Here is an 18,494-nt window from a genome sequence, read left to right on the forward strand (position 1 = left end):
TCGTCCTCAGCGGAATGCGGCGTCGGCAGCACGGCGCTCGGCGATTTCCGACTCGAGTCGGTCGCCAATGGCCAGCAGCTGCTGCTTGTTGACGATGTTCTCGCCACGGTTTTCGAAGTGATATTCCAGGACGTGGGTTTCCACGATGGAATCCACCGGGCAGCTTTCTTCGCAGAAGCCGCAGTAGATGCACTTGAACAGGTCGATGTCGTAGCGCGTGGTGCGGCGGGTGCCGTCCTCGCGCTTGGTCGAATCGATGGTGATCGCCAGCGCCGGGCACACCGCCTCGCACAGCTTGCAGGCGATGCAACGCTCTTCCCCGTTCGGGTAGCGACGGAGCGCATGCAGGCCGCGGAAGCGCGGCGACTGCGGGAACTTCTCCATCGGGTACATCATGGTGTACTTGGGCTTGAACGTGTACTTCAACGTCAGCCACAGGCCCTGCAGCAGCTCGAGCAGCAGCAGGCTCTTGAAGTAATGGGTGATCTTGTTCATGACAGGTCAGGCGCCTCGTTGGATGACGCCGTAGAAGACCATCAGCGCGGTCACTGCGATCCACACGATGGTCAGGGGAATGAAGACCTTCCAGCCCAGCCGCATGATCTGGTCATAGCGGTAGCGCGGGAAGCTGGCGCGGAACCAGATGAAGGCACTGGCGAAGAAGAACACCTTGGCGAACAGCCACGGCCAACCGCCATCCCAGATCCAGTTGACCCAGGGCGACACATCCCCGGTCACCCAGCCCTGGATGGGGCTCAGCCAGCCGCCCATGAAGAACAGCGCGACCAGGAAGCTCACCAGGATCATGTTGGCGTATTCGGCCAGGAAGAACAGCGCGAACGCCGAGCCAGAGTACTCCACCATGTGGCCCGCCACGATTTCCGACTCGCCCTCGACCACGTCGAACGGCGCACGGTTGGTCTCGGCCACACCCGAAACCCAGTAGACGATGAACAAGGGGAACAGCGGCAGCCAGTACCACTCGAAGAAGCCGGCGTTGCCGCGCTGCGCCTCGACGATGGACGACAGGTTGAGGCTACCAGCGGCGATCATCACGCCGACCAGCGCAAAGCCCATCGCGATCTCGTAGCTGACCACCTGGGCCGCCGAGCGCAGCGCGCCCAGGAAGGCGTACTTCGAGTTGGAAGCCCAGCCCGCCAGGATGATGCCGTACACGCCCAGCGAGGTCATCGCCAGCAGGTACAGCAGACCGACATTGGCGTTGGACAGCACCAGCTTGCCGTCGAAGGGCACCACTGCCCAGGCCGCGAAGGCCGGGGCCAGGGTGATCAGCGGCGCGATGATATAGATCGCCTTCTGCGCGCTGGCCGGCTGGATGATCTCCTTGAACAGCAGCTTGAAGACGTCCGCGAAGGCCTGAAAGATGCCCATGCCGACGTACATCGGCCCGTGGCGCACATGCATCCAGCCGATGAGCTTGCGCTCCCAGACCACGTAGAAGGCCACGGTCACGATCACCGGGACCGCGATCACCAGGATCTTCAGCACGATCCACGCGATCAGTCCCCCGGCGCCCAGGCCGATGAGCCAGTCGCGCAGCGGGCCGACACCATTGATCAACAACTCGTTCATGCCGCCACCACCTTCACCCGATCGGCCCCGATGGGCGCGGTGGCGCCATGGCCCGACTCGATCCACACCGATCCCGGCGCGACCCGATCATTGATCACCACCGGCAAGGTGGCCGTACCGTCACCGGCCTGCACCTTGGCCACCTGCCCGTCCGTGAGGGACAGGCGCTGCGCGTCGTCCGGATGCAGACTGATGGCCGGCGCGGCATTGAGCGGATGCGACTGCAGGGCCGTGGCCCGGCGCACGAATCCGTCGGTGCGATAGATGCCCGCGGTGGCCACGACCTCCAGCCCCTCCCCGGCCAGTGCCGGCGCGGCGGAGGTCTTGGGCGCGACGGGCGCGGCGCCCGCCAGGCTTGCGCGCGCACCGGACAAATCGGTGAACTCGAAGCCGGCCAGCCCCAGCGCGCCACCCAGGGCACGCAGCACACGCCAGCCCTCGCGGGCTTCGCCCGGCAGTTTGCCGCCGGCCTGGGCGCGCTGCTCGACGCCATCCAGGTTGGTCAGCGTGGCTTCGATCTCCGGCAGCGCGCCGATCGGCAGGATCACATCGGCCATGCGGCGCGTAGAAGCACAGGCGAAGTGGCTGAACGCCACGACCTTGGCCGCCGTCAGCGCCTTCTGGGTGGCGAAGCCATGAGCGAAGTCCAGGCCCGGCTCGATCCCGTAGATCACGTAGGCACCGCGCGGCTTGGCGACCATGTCCACCGCGTCGCTGCCGCTGGGCAGCACGCCGGCACGGGCCAGGCCCACGGCATTGGCCCCCTGCGGGATGCGGCACAGCGCCGCGCCGGTCGCCGACGCAAAGTCCGCAGCGGCCTTACGCAGCGTGGCGGCCTGCGGGTGGTTCTCGGCGATGGCACCGACGATCACCACCGACGAGCTGGCGCCCTGCACCGCCTCGCGCAGCGCCGCATTGCCAAGTGCATCGGCCAGCTGCGACGGCGCCACGATGTGCTTGCCCGCTGCGCTGAAGGTGAAGTCGAAGTCGACCGGATTGACCACATGGACCTTGGCACCGTTGCGCACCGCCTTGCGGATGCGCTGGTGCAGCAGCGGCAGCTCGTGGCGCACGTTGCTGCCGAACACCACGATCGCACCGGCCTGTTCGATCTGCGCCAGCGGCAGCCCGAAAGGCTGCGCGACGGCGCCATCGGACAGGTCGTTGGACGTGATGCGATGGTCGAGGTTGCCGGTGCCCAGGCCGGAGGCGAGCTTGGCCAGCAGGCCGCCCTCCTCGTTCGAGGTGGCCGGATGCACCAGCACGCCCAGATCATCGCCCTGATGGGCCTTGAGGATCTCGACCGCGGCGGCCAGGCCTTCGGCCCAGCTCACTTCCTTCCACTCGCCACTGACCTTCTGCAGCGGCTTGACCGCGCGGTCTTCGGCGTACAGGCCCTGGTGCGAATAGCGGTCGCGATCGGACAGCCAGCACTCGTTGACCGCCTCGTTGTCGCGCGGCACGGTGCGCAGCACTTCACCACGACGCACGTGCACGAACAGGTTCGAGCCCATCGCATCGTGGAAACCCAGCGACTCGCGCGCCTGCAGCTCCCACGGACGGGCGCGGAACTGGAACACCTTGTTGGTCAGCGCGCCGACCGGACACACGTCCACGACATTGCCCGACAGCTCGGTGGTCAACGGCTTGCCGTCGTAGGTGCCGATCTGCAAGTTCTCGCCGCGGTACATGCCGCCCAGCTCGTAGGTGCCGGCGACTTCCGCGGTGAAGCGCACGCAACGCGTGCACTGGATGCAGCGGGTCATCTCGGTAGCCACCAGCGGCCCGATGTCCTCGTCCGGCACGGTGCGCTTGCGCTCGTTGAAACGGCTCACCGAACGGCCATAGCCCAGCGAGACGTCCTGCAGTTCGCACTCGCCGCCCTGATCGCAGATCGGGCAATCCAGCGGATGGTTGATCAGCAGGAATTCCATCACGCTGCGCTGGTACTTGAGCGCTTTCTCGTTGCGGGTGAAGACCTTCAAACCATCGCCCACGGGCGTGGCGCAAGCAGGCGACGGCTTGGGCGCGGCGCGCCCGCCCATCTCGGTATCGACCAGGCACATGCGGCAGTTGGCCGCGATGGACAGCTTGTCGTGATAGCAGAACCGCGGAATCGGGATGCCGGCCTTGTCGGCGGCCTGGATGATCATCGAGCCCTTGGGCGCGTACAGCGTGCGCCCGTCGATCTCGATGGTCACATGATCCGGTGGGACATTGGGGTCGACCGGTTGGGCGCTCATGCGGCAGCCTCCAGCTGGCCGTCAACCATCGAATGACCGTTGACGATGTAGTACTCGAACTCGTCCCAGAACTGGCGCAGGAAGCCCTGAATGGGCCATGCCGCCGCCTCGCCGAACGCGCAGATGGTGTGGCCTTCGATCTGGCCGGCCACGGCCTTGAGCTGGTGCAGGTCTTCCATCGTGCCCTTGCCGGCCACGATGCGCTCCAGCACGCGGTGCATCCAGCCGGTGCCCTCGCGGCAGGGCGTGCACTGGCCGCAGGATTCCTTGTGGAAGAACTGGCTGATGCGGCAGGCGAACTTCACGCAGCACACGCTGTCGTCCAGCACCACGATGGCGCCCGAGCCCAGCCCGGTGCCCAGCGCGCGCAGGGTGTCGTAGTCCATCTGCAGGCCCTTGAGTTCCTCGGCCTTGAGCACCGGCATCGAGACGCCGCCGGGGACGGCGCCCTTGAGCGTGCGGCCCGGCTTGAGACCGCCGGCCATTTCCAGCAGTTCGTCGAAGGTGGTGCCCAGCGGCACCTCGAAATTGCCGCCCTTGGCCACGCAACCGGACACCGAGAAGATCTTCGGGCCGCCGTTCTTGGTCTTGGACAGGCCCAGGAACCATTCCGGGCCGTTGCGGATGATCGCCGGCACCGAGGCATAGGTCTCGGTGTTGTTGATCGTCGAGGGCTTGCCGTACAGGCCGAAATTGGCCGGGAACGGTGGCTTGTAGCGTGGCTGGCCCTTCTTGCCTTCCAGCGACTCCATCAGCGCGGTCTCTTCACCACAGATGTAGGCACCGGCACCCAGCGCACCGTAGATGTCGATGTTCACGCCGCTGCCAAGGATGTCCTTGCCCAGCCAGCCATGCTCGTACGCATCGGCCAGGGCCTGCTCGAAATGCTCGAAGGGCTCGTGGTGGAACTCGCCGCGCAGGTAGTTGTAGCCCACGGTCGAACCGGTGGCGTAGCAAGCGATGGCCATGCCCTCCACCACCGAATGCGGGTTGTAACGCAGGATGTCGCGATCCTTGCAGGTGCCCGGCTCGGACTCGTCCGAGTTGCACAGGATGTACTTCTGCATGTCGCCCTTGGGCATGAAGGACCACTTCAGGCCGGTCGGGAACCCGGCGCCGCCACGGCCGCGCAGGTTGGAAGCCTTGACCATCTCGATCACGTCGGCCGGGCTGATCTTCTCTTCGAGGATCTTGCGCAGCGCGGCGTAACCACCGGTCTTGAGGTAGCTTTCGTACGACCACGGGGTGTCGTAATGCAGCGTGGTGTAGACCACCTGGTGCGGCTGCGGTGCGGGACCGACCGGGCCGGTGGGGGCGTGGTGGGAATGTGCCATGCGCTTACTCCAGGCCGTCCAGCAACTCATCGACCTTTTCGGGCGTGAGGTGCTCGTGGTAGTGGCCGTTGATCACCATCATCGGTGCCGCCGAACACGCGGCCAGGCACTCTTCCTCGCGCTTGAGGAAGATGCGGCCGTCGGCGGTGGACTGCCCGCGCTTGCAGCCGAGCTTTCGCTCGGCGTGCTGCGCCAGTTCCTCACCACCGTTGAGCCAGCAGCTGATGTTGGTGCAGAAGGCGACGTTGTGGCGGCCGACCTTCTCCAGCTCGAACATCGAGTAGAAGCTGGCCACCTCGTAGGCCCACACCGGCGGCAGCTCCAGGTACTTGGCCACGCCGGCGATCAATTCGTCGGTCAGCCAGCCCCCGTTCTGCTCCTGCGCGGCATGCAGGCCCTGCAGCACGGCCGAGCGCTTGCGATCCGGCGGAAACTTGGTCAGCCAGTGATCGATGTGGGCGCGCGTCTTCTCGCTCAGGACGACCTGCGGGTCGACATGGCGCGCGTTCTCGAAATTACCCGTGGCCCTCATCGGTCCACCTCACCAAAGACAAGATCATAAGTGCCGATCATCGCGACCACGTCCGGCAGCATGTGCCCGACCACGATCGCGTCCATCGAAGAAAGGTGCACGAAGCCCGGCGCGCGCAGGTGCACGCGGAAGGGCTTGTTGGCACCGTCGGACAACAGGTAGCAGCCGAATTCGCCCTTGGGCGCCTCCACCGCGCTGTAGGTCTCGCCGGCCGGCACGCAATAGCCTTCGGAGAACAGCTTGAAGTGGTGGATCAGCGCTTCCATGTCGTCCTTCATCGCCTCGCGCTTGGGCGGGGCGACCTTGAAGTTCTCGACCATCACCGGGCCCGGATTGGCCTTCAGCCACTTCACGCACTGGGCGATGATGCGGTTGGACTCGCGCATCTCGGCCACGCGGACCAAATAGCGGTCGTAGCAGTCGCCGTTGACGCCGACCGGGATGTCGAAATCCACCGCGTCGTACTTGGCGTAGGGCTGCTTCTTGCGCAGGTCCCACTCGATCTCCGAACCGCGCAGCATCACCCCGGTCATGCCCCAGGCGCGCGCCTGTTCGGGCGTGACCACGCCGATGCCGACGGTGCGCTGCTTCCAGATGCGGTTGTCGGTCAGCAGGGTCTCGTATTCGTCCACGCGCGAGGGGAAGGTGCGGGTGAACTCCTCGAGGAAGTCCAGCAGCGAGCCTTCGCGCGCGGCATTGAGGTGCTTGAGCGCCGCACCCTTGTGCCAGGGCGACTCCTTGTACTTGGGCATCTGCCCCGGCAGGTCGCGATAGACGCCACCCGGCCGATAGTAGGTGGCATGCATGCGCGCACCGGAGACCGCTTCATAGCAGTCCATCAACTCTTCGCGCTCGCGGAAGCAGTACAGCATCACCGCCATCGCGCCCAGGTCCAGCGCATTGGAGCCCAGCCACATCAGGTGGTTCAGGATGCGGGTGATCTCGTCGAACATCGTGCGGATGTACTGCGCGCGTTCGGGGGCCTGGATCCCCATCAGGGTCTCGATCGCGCGCACGTAGGCATGCTCGTTGCACATCATCGAGACGTAGTCCAGGCGATCCATGTAGCCGATCGACTGGTTGAAGGGCTTGGATTCGGCCAGCTTCTCGGTGCCCCGATGCAGCAGGCCGATATGGGGATCGGCGCGGACGATGGTCTCGCCGTCCATTTCCAGGATCAAACGCAACACGCCGTGGGCCGCAGGATGCTGCGGTCCGAAGTTCATCGTGTAGTTGCGGATTTCCTGCTTGTCCTGGCCCGGCTCGCCGGCCGCGCCCACGTGGGATGGCTTGATGTGTGCGTTCACTTGCTGCTCTCCCGCGCCGCGGTCTCGCCGGCGGCGGTCTGGTAGCGCGCGTCCTCGCGGATCACACGTGGCACGCCGACGCGCGGCTCGACCGAGGTGACCGGCTCGTACACCACGCGTTTGCGCTCCTCGTCGTAGCGCACTTCGACGTTACCGATCAGCGGGAAGTCCTTTCGGAACGGGTGCCCGACAAAGCCGTAGTCGGTCAGGATGCGGCGCAGATCCGGATGCCCGGCGAACACGATACCGAACAGATCGAAGGCCTCGCGCTCGAACCAGTTGGCGCCCGGCCAGATGTCGGTGACCGAGGCCACCACCGGCACATCATCGTTGGGGGCGTAGCAGCGGACGCGCACGCGCCGGTTGTATTGGTAGGAGATCAGGTGGGCGACCGCCGCGAAGCGATTGGTCGGCATCGGCAGGCCGGTGGCATGGTCCGCGCCCTCCCCCGTGGGCATCTCGCCCCAGGCGAAGCGACCCACGGCCTTGCCTTCCACGCCGCGCGAGAAGCCCTGGGACGACACGTCCGAGGTATCCCACTCGTCACTGCCGAAACCCAGATAGTCCACGCCGCACAGATCGGTCAGCTGTTCGAAGCCAAAGCTGTCGCGCAACGCCAGGCACAGGTCATGCCACTGTGCGTGCGGCACTTCGATGGTGGTCTCGCCCGAGGGCGATACGGTCACGGCCGCGTCGGTGAAACGCGTGCGCAACTCGTCGATGTAATCGGCTTGCTCTGCCATGGGGGCTTTGCGTGCTCTTGATGAGTGGATCAGCGGGCGATGGTCTGGGTACGCCAGATCTTCTTCTGCAGCTGCAGGATGCCGTAGACCAGCGCCTCGGCCGTCGGCGGACAGCCCGGCACGTAGACGTCGACCGGCACGATGCGGTCGCAGCCGCGCACCACCGAGTAGGAATAGTGGTAGTAGCCACCGCCGTTGGCGCAGCTGCCCATCGAGATGACCCACTTGGGCTCGGGCATCTGGTCGTAGACCTTGCGCAGCGCCGGGGCCATCTTATTGACCAGGGTGCCGGCCACGATCATCACGTCGGACTGGCGCGGGCTGGGTCGGAAGACGACGCCGTAGCGATCCAGGTCCAGGCGCGCGGCGCCGGCATGCATCATCTCGACCGCGCAGCAGGCCAGGCCGAAGGTCATCGGCCACATCGAACCGGTGCGGGCCCAGTTCATCAGCGCATCGACGCTGGTGGTGACGTAGCCCTTCTCCAGCAGCGGGTTTTCCCCTTCGGGACGCAAGATGTCGTCCACCCGCCCTTCCGGGATCGGGTTGGTCATCAGCTTGTCGAGGGTTTGGATCACTCCCATTCGAGCGCTCCCTTCTTCCAGACGTAAATGAAGCCCAGGAACAGCATGCCCACGAACAGGCCCATGGTGACCAGGGAGCGCGCACCGATGTCCATGAACACCTGGGTCCACGGCACGATGAAGATGATTTCCAGGTCGAAGACGATGAACTGGATGGCGATCAGGTAGTAGCGCACATCGAACTTCATGCGCGCGTCCTCGAATGCTTCGAAACCGCACTCGTAGGGGGAGAGCTTTTCGGCGTCAGGACGCCGCGGGCCGATGAGGCGACCGATGATCATCAGCGCAATGCCGATACCGGTGGCGACAATCAGGAAAAGCAGGTTCGGCAGATAGTTGGCCAGCACTCGCAGTTCTCTCTTTGGGTTCCGGCAGCCACCGCAAGTCTACTGCTGCAGCGCGGCAGAAACATGCGACGGTCGCATTCGGGTCCGGGCTTGCGGCCCTGTGTTGGCAGGAGCCTGGCGCCAGAAGGACACGACCTTGCGTCCTCCGTCCTCCGGTCCGGCCAAGCCGGGCGCTTCGCAACGCGCCCTTCCGGTGTCGTACCGGACGCTGCTGCGAACCCGTCAATTGTAGCGGTCACTGAACTGTTGAGTAAACGATTTATGAGGATTCCGTCAGTCCATGACGACCTGATCCACGGCACGGCGCCTCATTGCGCAATCGCCTTCATACGCGAAAGGGCCCCGGAGGGCCCTAGCGTGATCCTGCATCTGGATATGGTGCCCAAGAGGGGACTCGAACCCCTACGACTCTCGTCGCTACCACCTCAAGGTAGTGCGTCTACCAATTCCGCCACCTGGGCAAAGCTGCTACACCGTTCCGGCGTTTGGCCGGGGCGGCATTGTACGTGTCACTGGCCCTGAGTGGGAGCCTGTTCCGGCGAACCGGTGGCAGGCGTCGACTCGGCCGGAGCCGATGTCGCCGGGGCGGAGGCGGCCGGAGTCTGGATGGCCGGAGGCGTGCTGGCCGACGGCGCCACTTCGCCCGGGGCCGCCGGCGCGGCCGCGGCGGGCTGCTCGGACATCAGGCCAAGATCCTGCTCAACAGAGGTGGTGTGCGAGGTGCGCGAGGCGCTCCATGCCATGAACAGGCTGATGGCGAAGAAGGCCACGGCCAGCCACTTGGTGCTCTTGGACAGGAAGTTGGAAGCACCACGCGAACCGAACACCGTCCCCGACGCACCCGCGCCAAAGCCGGAGCCCGCCTGGGCACCGGTCCCGCGCTGCATCAGCACCAGGCCGATGATGGCAACCGCCACCAGCACGTAGACCACATTCAGGATCAGCATCAACATCGACATGGATCTGGCATCTCGTCAAAGACCCCGCCGACAAGGTCGACGAGGCCGCAAAGTCATCTGGTCACCTGGCCGCCGCACGGGCGATGGCCAGAAAGTCGTCGGCCACCAGCGAGGCGCCTCCGACCAGCCCTCCATCGACATCGGACTGGGCAAACAGTTCCGCAGCGTTGTCGGGCTTGACGCTGCCGCCATACAGCAGGGGCAGCGAATCGGCGATTCTAGCATCGTGCTTGGCCACAATGCCACGGATGAACGCGTGCACCTCCTGCGCCTGCTGAGGCGACGCCGTGCGCCCGGTGCCGATGGCCCAGACCGGCTCGTAGGCCACCACGGCGCCATCGAACCCGCCCACGCCCACCAGCGCCAGGACCGGTTCGAGCTGGGACGCGATCACCGCTTCGGTCTGCCCTGCTTCGCGCTGCTCCAGGGATTCGCCCACACACAGCACCGGCATCAGGCCAGCGTTGCGGGCGGCCAGGAACTTGCGGGCGACCAGCTCGCTGCTCTCATGATGGTACTGGCGACGCTCGGAATGACCGACAAGGCCGTAGCGCGCCCCCACATCCACCAGCATCGAGGCGGACACCTCGCCGGTGTAGGCCCCCTTCTCGTTGGGGCTGACATCCTGGGCGCCGAAACTGATCGCCTTGCCCTCGAAATCCTCGATCAGATCGCCCAGGTACGGCAGGGGTGGCATGACGACCACGTCCACGCCCTCAAGCGGAAGGGCCTGGACCACCTCGCCCACCAATTGGGTGGCGAAGCCGCGGCTGCCGTGCAGTTTCCAGTTTCCAGCGACGATCTTGCGGCGCATGGGAGCTCCTGTCTGATTCGGGCACGACAGAATACCGTGCGCCCTGTCGCGGCCCTGCGAGGATGCCCCGCTGCGCGGGTCGCCGGTCAGACCGCCAGCAAGCGGAGGCACCTCACTTCCTGCGTCGGGCCATGTGCGGATTTCGCGCCGGCGTCTGCGGCATCGGCGGTGCGCGAGTGGCGACCGCCCCGCTCCCGGATGACTGCTGGGGACAGCCGCACCGCACGGTCGGCAGCCAGCACGGTGACATCGCGGAAATTCCCCACCAATCAGGCATATCGACGAGCGCACGCCCGCGGCACACACCGCCGCGGCTGCGGTCTTCATGGCGCCTGCGGGAAGCGGACGGGCTCAGGCACACTGGCTGCCCGCTCCCGCCGAGACCGTCACGATGCCATCCCGATCCGCCAGGGGCTACGCCCTGATCACTGGTGCATCCAGCGGGATCGGGGCCGAGTTCGCCCGTCAGTACGCTGCCGCCGGCGTCCCGCTGATCCTCACCGCACGCCGGCTCGACCGGCTCCAGGCGCTGGCCGCAGAACTGGGCGCGCAGGTGGACGTCCAGGTCATCGCCGAGGACCTGGAGGACCCGGCCGCACCTGCTCGCATCCACGCGGAAATCCAGCGCCGCGGGCTGTCAGTGCGCATCCTGGTGAACAACGCCGGCTACGGCGTGCCGGGACGCTACCTCACCCGCGACTGGGCCACCCATGCACGCTTCGTGCAGCTGATGGTGACCTCGCTGTGCGAGCTGACCTGGCGGGTGCTGCCGGACCTGCTGGACAGCGACGCTGGACACGTCATCAACGTGGCCTCGTTCGCGGCCTTGGTGCCGGGTGCGGACGGGCAGACCCTCTACGCCCCCGCCAAGGCCTGGCTGGTAGCGATGAGCGAATCGCTGGCGCTGGAATACGCCGACCGCGGCCTGCACGTCTGCGCCCTGTGTCCAGGCTTCACCTGGTCGGAGTTTCACGATGTCACCGGCACCCGCGAGCAGATGTCGCGCATGCCCGGCTGGATCTGGTTGACCGCCGAGGAGGTCGTGCGCGCCGGCATCGACGGCGTCGAGCGCGGCCAGGTGCTGGTCATCCCGGGCTGGCGCTACCGCTGGCTGTACCGGGTGGTGCGCCACCTGCCGCAGGCCTGGCTGTTGAAACTGATGGCACGCAGCTCCCGCAAGGTGCGCGCGCAGACATGAGCCTGCGCGCGATGCCGCTTACTTCAGTTTGATCTCGCGCAGGCGCTCTTCCAGGTAGCCCTGGGCGGTGATCGGCTCGGCATAGCGCTTGGGATTGTCCGGGGTGATCGTCGAGGGCAGCACGTCGATCAGGAAATCCGGATTGGGGTGCAGGAAGAACGGCACCGAGTAACGCGGCTTGCGCGCTTCCTCGCCCGGCGGATTGGTCACCCGGTGCGTGGTCGAGGGATACACGTGGTTGGTCAGGCGCTGCAGCATGTCGCCGATGTTGACCACGATGGTGTCCGCATCGCTGGTGAACGGCACCCACTGGCCCTGCTTGGACTTCACTTCCAGGCCCGCGGCGCTGGCCCCGACCAGCAGCGTGATCAGGTTGATGTCCTCGTGCGCACCGGCGCGCACGTTGGGGATGTCCTCGCTGGTGATCGGCGGATAGTGGATCGGCCGCAGTATCGAATTACCCGAGTTGGTCTTGTCGACGAAGTAGTCCTCCGGCAAACCGATATGCAGGGCCAGCGCGGCCAGCACCTGGCTGCCCAGGGCATCGAGCTTTTGGTACAGGCCGTAGGCATGCTCGCGGAAGTTAGGCACTTCGTCCGGCCACAGGTTGGGCGGCATGACGTCGGCGTACTGCGAGTCGGCGGGGATCTCGCGGCCGACGTGCCAGAACTCCTTGAGGTCGAAATGCTTGGAATCCTTGGCCGTCTCCACGCCAAAGGCGGTGTAGCCGCGCGCGCCGCCGATGCCGGGCACGCGGTACTTCAGCTTGGCCTCGTCAGGCAGCGCGAAGAAGTTCTTGAACACCTCATAGGCCGCATCGATATCGGCCTGCGCGATGCCGTGATTGCGGATGCCGGCAAAGCCCCACTCGCGATAGGCGGCCCCCAACTCGGCCACGAACGCGGCCCGGTCGGCGGCGCTGGTCGGCGTGATGAAACGGGCGATGTCGAGGGTGGGAATGGCGCTCATGGGCGAAAACCGGTGACGGCGAACATGGCCATCTAGTTTATCGCCCCGGCGCTCGCCTAGCGCAGCAGCAGGTACAGCCCCCAGAGCGTGAGCGCCTTGATGGCGATCACGCCCAGGGCGATCAGCACTTTTTCATGCCGCGGCACGCACCGCCTCGGCCAGCGCTTCGAGCGTGGACTGCATCAGTGCGTCGTCGTCGGCTTCCACCGTGACTCGGACCACCGGCTCGGTGCCGGACGGGCGCAGGAACGCGCGCCCGCGCCCGGCGACCGCGGCCTGCGCATCCTTCAGCGCCGCCTGGACGGCAGGCGCCTCCACCACCGCCTTGGCGGCCACGCCGTCGAGACGCACGTTGGTGGTCTTCTGCGGCAGCATGGTCAGGTTGGCCAGCGCCTGATCCAGGCGGCGGCCCGTCCGGTGCAGGACTTCCAGCACCTGCAGCGCGCTGACGATGCCGTCGCCGGTGTTGGCGCGGTCCAGGCACAGGATGTGACCCGAGGCTTCCCCGCCCAGCACGCCATCGCCATCGACCAGGGCCTGGTGCACGTAGCGATCACCGACCTTGGCACGGACGAAGTCGATGCCCTGCTCGCCCAGCGCCTTTTCCAGCCCGTAGTTGGTCATCAGCGTGCCGACCACCGCTCCGCGCAGGCGACCGGAGGCCTTCCAGTCGCTGGCCAGCACGTACAGCAGCCCGTCGCCATCGACCACTTCGCCGCGCCCGTCGACGAACAGCACCCGATCGCCATCGCCATCGAAGGCAATGCCCAAGTCCGCACCGGACAGCACCACGCGCTTGGCCAGATGCTCCGGGTGGGTGGACCCGACGCCGTCGTTGATGTTCAGGCCGTTGGGCGCATCGCCGATCACTTCCACGCGCGCGCCCAGTTCGCGCAGCACGATCGGCGCGACCTGGTAGGTCGCGCCATTGGCGCAGTCCACCACGATCTTCATGCCGGTCAGGTCGAACTCGCGCGGGATCGAATTCTTGCAGCTCTCCACGTAGCGCCCGACCGCATCGCGGGTGCGCACAGCCTTACCCAGCTGCTCGGAGGCCACGGTGCGGAACGGCTGTTCCAGCGCGGCCTCGATCGCAAGCTCAGTCGCGTCGTCGAGCTTCTCGCCCTCGGCGGAGAAGAACTTGATGCCGTTGTCGTGGTGCGGATTGTGCGAGGCGGAAATCACGATCCCGCCGGAAGCACGCAGCGCGCGGGTCAGGTGCGACACCGCAGGCGTGGGCATCGGGCCCATCAGCTGCACGTCCACGCCCGCGGCGACCAGCCCGGCTTCCAGCGCGGCCTCGAACATGTAGTTGGAGATGCGTGTGTCCTTGCCGATGATCACCACCGGCTTGCCGGCCCCGGCGCGACGTACGCGCGCGGCCAGGGCATGGCCGTAGGCGTTGCCCAGGCGCAGCATGAAATCGGCCGAGATCGGTCCCTGGCCGACGCGCCCGCGGATGCCGTCGGTGCCGAAGTACTTCCGGCTGGCCTGGGACATCAGGCAGCCTCGACGTCGCTGGCAGGCCTGGGCTGCTTCATCATCATCGCGCACAGGTCGGCCAGGCGGTCGCGCAGCTCACGACGGTCGCAGATCTGGTCGATGGCGCCGTGCTCGAGCAGGAACTCGGAGCGCTGGAAGCCTTCGGGCAGCTTCTCGCGCACGGTCTGCTCGATCACGCGTGGGCCGGCGAAGCCGATCAGCGCCTTGGGCTCGCCGATGTTGATGTCGCCCAGCATCGCAAAGCTGGCCGACACGCCACCGGTGGTCGGATGGGTCAGCACGGAGATGTACGGCAGGCCGGCCGCGCGCAGGCGCCCAAGCGCCGCGGAGGTCTTGGCCATCTGCAGCAGCGAGAACAGGCTCTCCTGCATACGCGCGCCGCCCGAGGCGGAGAAGCACACGAACGGGCAACCCAACTCCAGCGCTTTTTCGGCCCCCAGGGCGAAACGCTCGCCCACCACCGAGCCCATCGAGCCGCCCATGTAGGCGAAGTCGAAGGCACTGGCCACCATGGCGTTGCCCTTGACCTGACCCTGCAGGGTGATCAGCGCATCGCGCTCGCCGGTGGACTTCTGCGCGGCCTTGATGCGATCGGCATAGCGCTTCTGGTCCCGGAACTTGAGCACGTCGGTCGGGCCCAGGCTGGCGCCCAGCTCACGGGTGGAGCCGGCATCGAACAGGGCCGCCAGGCGGGCGCGGGCGCGGATGGCCATGTGGTGGTTGCACTTCGGGCAGACCTCCAGGTTTTCCTCCAGCTCGGGCCGGTACAGCACCGCGCCGCAGTTGTCGCACTTTTCCCACAGGCCTTCGGGAACGCTGCGCTTGGGGGTGCGGGTCGCTGCGTCGGTGCGGATGCCCGAGGGCATCAATTTGCTGAGCCAGCTCATGCGTGTTTGAAAACCTGCATTGGCGCGCCCGGTGGCGCGGGATCAAGCGCGGCAGTTTAGCTCAGCCCCCGATCCAGCGCCTCACGCAGCGGGCGCAGGAAGTTCCCCGCCAGTTCAGCTGCCCGGACCGGGCTGTCGGCTTCGGCGATCGCGCCAACCAGGGCGCTGCCGACCACCACGCCATCGGCCTGGACCGCCATGGCCGCCGCACTGGCGGCGTCGCGGATGCCAAAGCCCGCCACCACCGGCACCCGCGACCGCGACCGCAACGCCTGCAAGCGCTGCCCCGCGGCCTGCGTGTCCAGGCGGTCGGAGGCCCCGGTCACGCCGGCGAAACTGACGTAATACAGATACCCCTGCGCCTGTTCGCACAGCAGATCCATGCGCGCATCGGAGGTGGTCGGGGCGGCCAGCGAAATCAGCTTCAGACGGTACGGCTCGAACACCGCCAGGGTATCGCTGGCCTCTTCCGGAGGCAGGTCGACCAACAGGACGCCGTCCACGCCGGCGGCTGCGGCTTCGCGGGCGAAGCGCTGCGTCCCGTGGATCTCGACCGGATTCAGATAGCCCATCAACACCACCGGCGTGGTCGCGTCGATCTGGCGGAAGGCGTTGACCGCCTCCAGCACGAAGCGCAGCCCGGCCCCGCGCGCCAGCGCGCGCTCTGAGCTGCGCTGGATGGTCGGCCCATCGGCCATCGGATCGGAGAACGGCACGCCCAGCTCGATCACGTCGGCGCCGGCTTCGACCAGGGCGCGCATCACCGGCACAGTGGCCTCCAGCGAAGGGTCGCCAGCGGTCACAAAGGGCACCAGTGCCTTGCGCCCGGAGGCCTTGAGCGCTTCGAACTTGCCTTCGAGCCGGTTCATTCGGCGGCGTCCCGGGCGCCAGCGTCCGCGGGCGCGGCATAGGTCAGTTCGGACACGCCGACGTCGACGCCGTGCTCGGCGCCCAGCGCGTCGAGGTGCTCGTTGAGCAGCTTGCGGTACAGCCCGCTCATGTAGTCCAGGAATGCCGCGCGGGTCCCCGGCACATCGCGCTCCACGCTCAGGTAGGCGTGGCAGTTGTAGCGGGCCACGCCATGCAGCGCGGCGTAGCTGGCGCGCTGGGCGCCGTGGATGCCGCCCTGGCGGTTGGCCAACTGCACGAACTTGTTGACCACGTCGAAGAACGCCGGATCGAGCTGCGGCGCGGCCGGCGCGCCCTGCGGCGGGTTGGTCTGGGTGTCATCTGCCATGGTGCGGGTCCTGTCGGGCGTTCAGAGTTGGATGTTGTCGTGGGCGGCGATGGTATGGACATCCTTGTCGCCGCGCCCGGAAAGATTGCACAGCACCAGTTGGTCCCTGGGCAGCTCGCGCGCCAGCTTGATCGCCTGGGCGACTGCGTGGCTGGATTCCAGCGCGGCCAGGATGCCTTCGGTGCGGGCCAGCGTGTGGAAGGCGGCCAGCGCCTCGTCGTCGGTGATGCCCAGGTACTGCGCGCGGCCCGAATCGGCCAGGAAGGCGTGCTCCGGACCCACACCGGGATAGTCCAGGCCGGCGGAGATCGAATGGGTCTCGATGATCTGGCCGTCGTCGTCGCAGATCACATAGGTGCGGTTGCCGTGCAGCACCCCGACGCGGCCGGCGGCGATCGAGGCGGCATGGCGGCCGGTCTCGATGCCGTCGCCGGCGGCTTCGGCGCCGTAGAGCTTCACGCCTGCATCGTTGAGGAAGGCATGGAAGATGCCGATCGCATTGCTGCCCCCACCCACGCAGGCGGTGATCGCATCGGGCAGGCGGCCATACTGATCCAGCATCTGCACGCGCGCCTCGCGACCGACGATGGCGTTGAAGTCACGCACCATGCGCGGATACGGGTCCGGGCCGGCCACGGTGCCGATGATGTAGAAGGTGTCGGCCACGTTGGTGACCCAGTCGCGCATGGCCTCGTTGAGCGCGTCCTTCAGCGTGGCCGAACCACTGGTCACCGGCACCACCGTCGCGCCCAGCAGGCGCATGCGATAGACGTTGATCTTCTGCCGCTCGATGTCGGTGGCGCCCATGTAGACCACGCACTCCAGGCCCAGGCGCGCGGCCACCGTGGCGCTGGCCACGCCGTGCTGGCCGGCGCCGGTCTCGGCGATGATCCGCGTCTTGCCCATGCGCGCGGCCAGCAAGGCCTGGCCGATGGTGTTGTTGATCTTGTGCGCGCCGGTGTGGTTGAGATCCTCGCGCTTGAGCAGGATCTGCGCGCCGCCTACCTCACGGCTCAGTCGCTCGGCGTGGTAGATCGGGCTGGGACGACCGACGTAGTGGGCCAGGTCACGATCGTATTCGGCGATGAAGGCCGGGTCGGCGCGGGCAGCATCGTAGGCGGCGGCCAGTTCCTCCAGCGGGCCGATCAGGGTCTCGGCGACGAAGCGGCCGCCGTGGCGGCCGTAGTGGCCGGCAGGGTCCGGGAAGGCATGAAAGTCACGGATGGGCGAGGTCGACATGGCGGCACCGGTCTGAAGCGAAGACGGCCATCCTAGCCCAGCGCCGCCGAGGGCAATAGCGATAAGATCGCAGCGAACTGTCAGAAAAACTCACATATGGACACCTTCGCCCTGCCCTCGCTCGGCGCGCTGCGCGCCTTCGAGGTGGCCGCCCGACTGGAAAGCATGAGCCGCGCGGCCGAGGCGCTGCACGTCACCCATGGCGCGGTCAGTCGCCAGGTGCGCTCGCTGGAGGAAGCCCTGGGACAGCCCTTGTTCGACCGGGTCGGACGCGGATTGGTCCTGACCCCGGCCGGGCGCCGCCTGCGGGATGCCTGCGGCCAGGCGTTCGCCCAGCTCGGCCAGGCCTGGGGCGAGCTGCAGCGTGGCGCGGCCGGCGACACATTGGTGCTGGGCTGCTCGGCCAGCGTGCTGGCGCGCTGGGTGATCCCGCGCCTGGAGCGGATGCAGCACGCACTGCCCGGCGTGCGCCTGCACTTCTCCGCCCAGGAATCGCCTGGACGCGCCCTGGCCGATGTCGATGCCCTGTTGCTGCTCGGCCAAGCCCCCTGGCCGCCGGATTGGCAGGTGCTGGAACTGGCCGGCGAAGCGATCGGCCCGGTGATCGGTGCGCGCCATCCCCACTTGCCCCGGTTACAGCACGCGCCCGGGTCTGCCCTGCTGGGCGAACCGCTGCTGCACACCACCTCGCGTCCACAGGCTTGGCCGCAGTGGGCGCTGGCCCACGGACTGGACCCGCAGGCCCTGCAACTGGGCGAGGCCTTCCCGCATCTGTATTACCTGCTGGAAGCAGCCGCCTCCGGCCTGGGCGTCGCGATCGCCCCACAACCGCTGGTCGCCGACGACCTGGCCAGCGGCCGCCTGGTAGCGCCGTGGGGCTTTACCCCCACCGCCGGACACTGGGCGCTGTGCACCACACGCCGCACACCCGATGCACGCCTGCTGGTCCTGGCCGATTGGATCCGGGCGGAACTGGCGCCCGCTGCCTAATCAAGCGGCGCGCGC

General features: G+C 67.0%; 19 protein-coding genes and 1 tRNA gene. 2 read left to right on the plus strand and 18 right to left on the minus strand.

The window, feature by feature from the left end:
• Positions 1–6 precede the first annotated feature (6 nt).
• From nuoI to tpiA, 12 genes are all read right to left on the minus strand, one after another.
• The gene (nuoI, locus tag ACORQU_RS00480; RefSeq protein WP_271645325.1) at positions 7–495 is read right to left on the minus strand and encodes an NADH-quinone oxidoreductase subunit NuoI; all 489 of its coding nucleotides are present in this window, start codon (positions 493–495) and stop codon (positions 7–9) included.
• A gap of 6 nt (positions 496–501) precedes the next feature.
• Positions 502–1,593, minus strand: coding sequence for an NADH-quinone oxidoreductase subunit NuoH (gene nuoH / locus ACORQU_RS00485; RefSeq protein WP_271645324.1), 1,092 nt, complete (start codon positions 1,591–1,593; stop codon positions 502–504).
• Positions 1,590–3,836, minus strand: a complete 2,247-nt coding sequence (gene nuoG / locus ACORQU_RS00490) for an NADH-quinone oxidoreductase subunit NuoG (RefSeq protein ID WP_491642762.1) — start codon at positions 3,834–3,836, stop codon at positions 1,590–1,592. Before nuoG ends, nuoH begins: the two co-directional genes overlap by 4 nt.
• Positions 3,833–5,170, minus strand: coding sequence for an NADH-quinone oxidoreductase subunit NuoF (gene nuoF / locus ACORQU_RS00495; RefSeq protein WP_271645322.1), 1,338 nt, complete (start codon positions 5,168–5,170; stop codon positions 3,833–3,835). Before nuoF ends, nuoG begins: the two co-directional genes overlap by 4 nt.
• 4 nt (positions 5,171–5,174) lie before the next feature.
• On the minus strand, positions 5,175–5,702 hold the full coding sequence (nuoE, locus tag ACORQU_RS00500) for an NADH-quinone oxidoreductase subunit NuoE (protein WP_271645321.1): 528 nt from the start codon (positions 5,700–5,702) through the stop codon (positions 5,175–5,177).
• Positions 5,699–6,928: an NADH-quinone oxidoreductase subunit D gene (locus ACORQU_RS00505; protein ID WP_271648663.1), complete on the minus strand. Its 1,230-nt coding sequence runs from the start codon at positions 6,926–6,928 to the stop codon at positions 5,699–5,701. The genes nuoE and ACORQU_RS00505 overlap by 4 nt, the downstream gene beginning before the upstream one ends.
• Before the next feature lie 77 nt (positions 6,929–7,005).
• The gene (locus ACORQU_RS00510) at positions 7,006–7,752 is read right to left on the minus strand and encodes an NADH-quinone oxidoreductase subunit C (protein ID WP_491642763.1); all 747 of its coding nucleotides are present in this window, start codon (positions 7,750–7,752) and stop codon (positions 7,006–7,008) included.
• A 29-nt stretch (positions 7,753–7,781) separates the two neighbouring features.
• Positions 7,782–8,336, minus strand: a complete 555-nt coding sequence (locus ACORQU_RS00515) for a NuoB/complex I 20 kDa subunit family protein (RefSeq protein WP_271645319.1) — start codon at positions 8,334–8,336, stop codon at positions 7,782–7,784.
• Entirely contained in the window at positions 8,327–8,683 is a 357-nt protein-coding gene (locus tag ACORQU_RS00520; RefSeq protein ID WP_130521787.1) for an NADH-quinone oxidoreductase subunit A, read from the minus strand. The genes ACORQU_RS00515 and ACORQU_RS00520 overlap by 10 nt, the downstream gene beginning before the upstream one ends.
• Before the next feature lie 376 nt (positions 8,684–9,059).
• Positions 9,060–9,144, minus strand: a tRNA-Leu gene (locus ACORQU_RS00525).
• Between the two features lie 48 nt (positions 9,145–9,192).
• The gene (secG, locus tag ACORQU_RS00530; RefSeq protein ID WP_491645187.1) at positions 9,193–9,636 is read right to left on the minus strand and encodes a preprotein translocase subunit SecG; all 444 of its coding nucleotides are present in this window, start codon (positions 9,634–9,636) and stop codon (positions 9,193–9,195) included.
• 67 nt (positions 9,637–9,703) lie between these two features.
• Positions 9,704–10,456, minus strand: coding sequence for a triose-phosphate isomerase (gene tpiA, locus ACORQU_RS00535; protein WP_271645318.1), 753 nt, complete (start codon positions 10,454–10,456; stop codon positions 9,704–9,706).
• Positions 10,457–10,847: 391 nt separating this feature from the next.
• On the opposite strand from tpiA, the gene ACORQU_RS00540 reads away from it, so the two are divergent.
• The gene (locus tag ACORQU_RS00540; protein WP_491642764.1) at positions 10,848–11,654 is read left to right on the plus strand and encodes an SDR family NAD(P)-dependent oxidoreductase; all 807 of its coding nucleotides are present in this window, start codon (positions 10,848–10,850) and stop codon (positions 11,652–11,654) included.
• A gap of 18 nt (positions 11,655–11,672) precedes the next feature.
• Here the strand turns inward: ACORQU_RS00540 and ACORQU_RS00545 are convergent, their stop codons facing one another.
• From ACORQU_RS00545 to trpB, 6 genes are all read right to left on the minus strand, one after another.
• Positions 11,673–12,623, minus strand: a complete 951-nt coding sequence (locus tag ACORQU_RS00545; RefSeq protein ID WP_491642765.1) for an isopenicillin N synthase family dioxygenase — start codon at positions 12,621–12,623, stop codon at positions 11,673–11,675.
• 132 nt (positions 12,624–12,755) lie between these two features.
• A complete protein-coding gene (glmM, locus tag ACORQU_RS00550; RefSeq protein ID WP_491642766.1) occupies positions 12,756–14,123 on the minus strand; it encodes a phosphoglucosamine mutase in 1,368 nt (455 codons plus the stop codon).
• Positions 14,123–15,013: an acetyl-CoA carboxylase, carboxyltransferase subunit beta gene (gene accD / locus ACORQU_RS00555; RefSeq protein ID WP_491642767.1), complete on the minus strand. Its 891-nt coding sequence runs from the start codon at positions 15,011–15,013 to the stop codon at positions 14,123–14,125. The genes glmM and accD overlap by 1 nt, the downstream gene beginning before the upstream one ends.
• 56 nt (positions 15,014–15,069) lie before the next feature.
• Positions 15,070–15,882: a tryptophan synthase subunit alpha gene (gene trpA / locus ACORQU_RS00560; protein WP_491642768.1), complete on the minus strand. Its 813-nt coding sequence runs from the start codon at positions 15,880–15,882 to the stop codon at positions 15,070–15,072.
• Entirely contained in the window at positions 15,879–16,250 is a 372-nt protein-coding gene (locus ACORQU_RS00565) for a DUF3144 domain-containing protein (RefSeq protein ID WP_491642769.1), read from the minus strand. Before ACORQU_RS00565 ends, trpA begins: the two co-directional genes overlap by 4 nt.
• Positions 16,251–16,271: 21 nt before the next feature.
• Complete coding sequence (gene trpB, locus ACORQU_RS00570) at positions 16,272–17,489, minus strand: tryptophan synthase subunit beta (RefSeq protein WP_271645311.1); 1,218 nt, start codon at positions 17,487–17,489, stop codon at positions 16,272–16,274.
• A gap of 96 nt (positions 17,490–17,585) precedes the next feature.
• On the opposite strand from trpB, the gene ACORQU_RS00575 reads away from it, so the two are divergent.
• Entirely contained in the window at positions 17,586–18,479 is an 894-nt protein-coding gene (locus tag ACORQU_RS00575) for a LysR family transcriptional regulator (RefSeq protein ID WP_491642770.1), read from the plus strand.
• Positions 18,480–18,494: the final 15 nt, after the last annotated feature.

The organism is Pseudoxanthomonas sp. JC1303, from assembly GCF_058448525.1.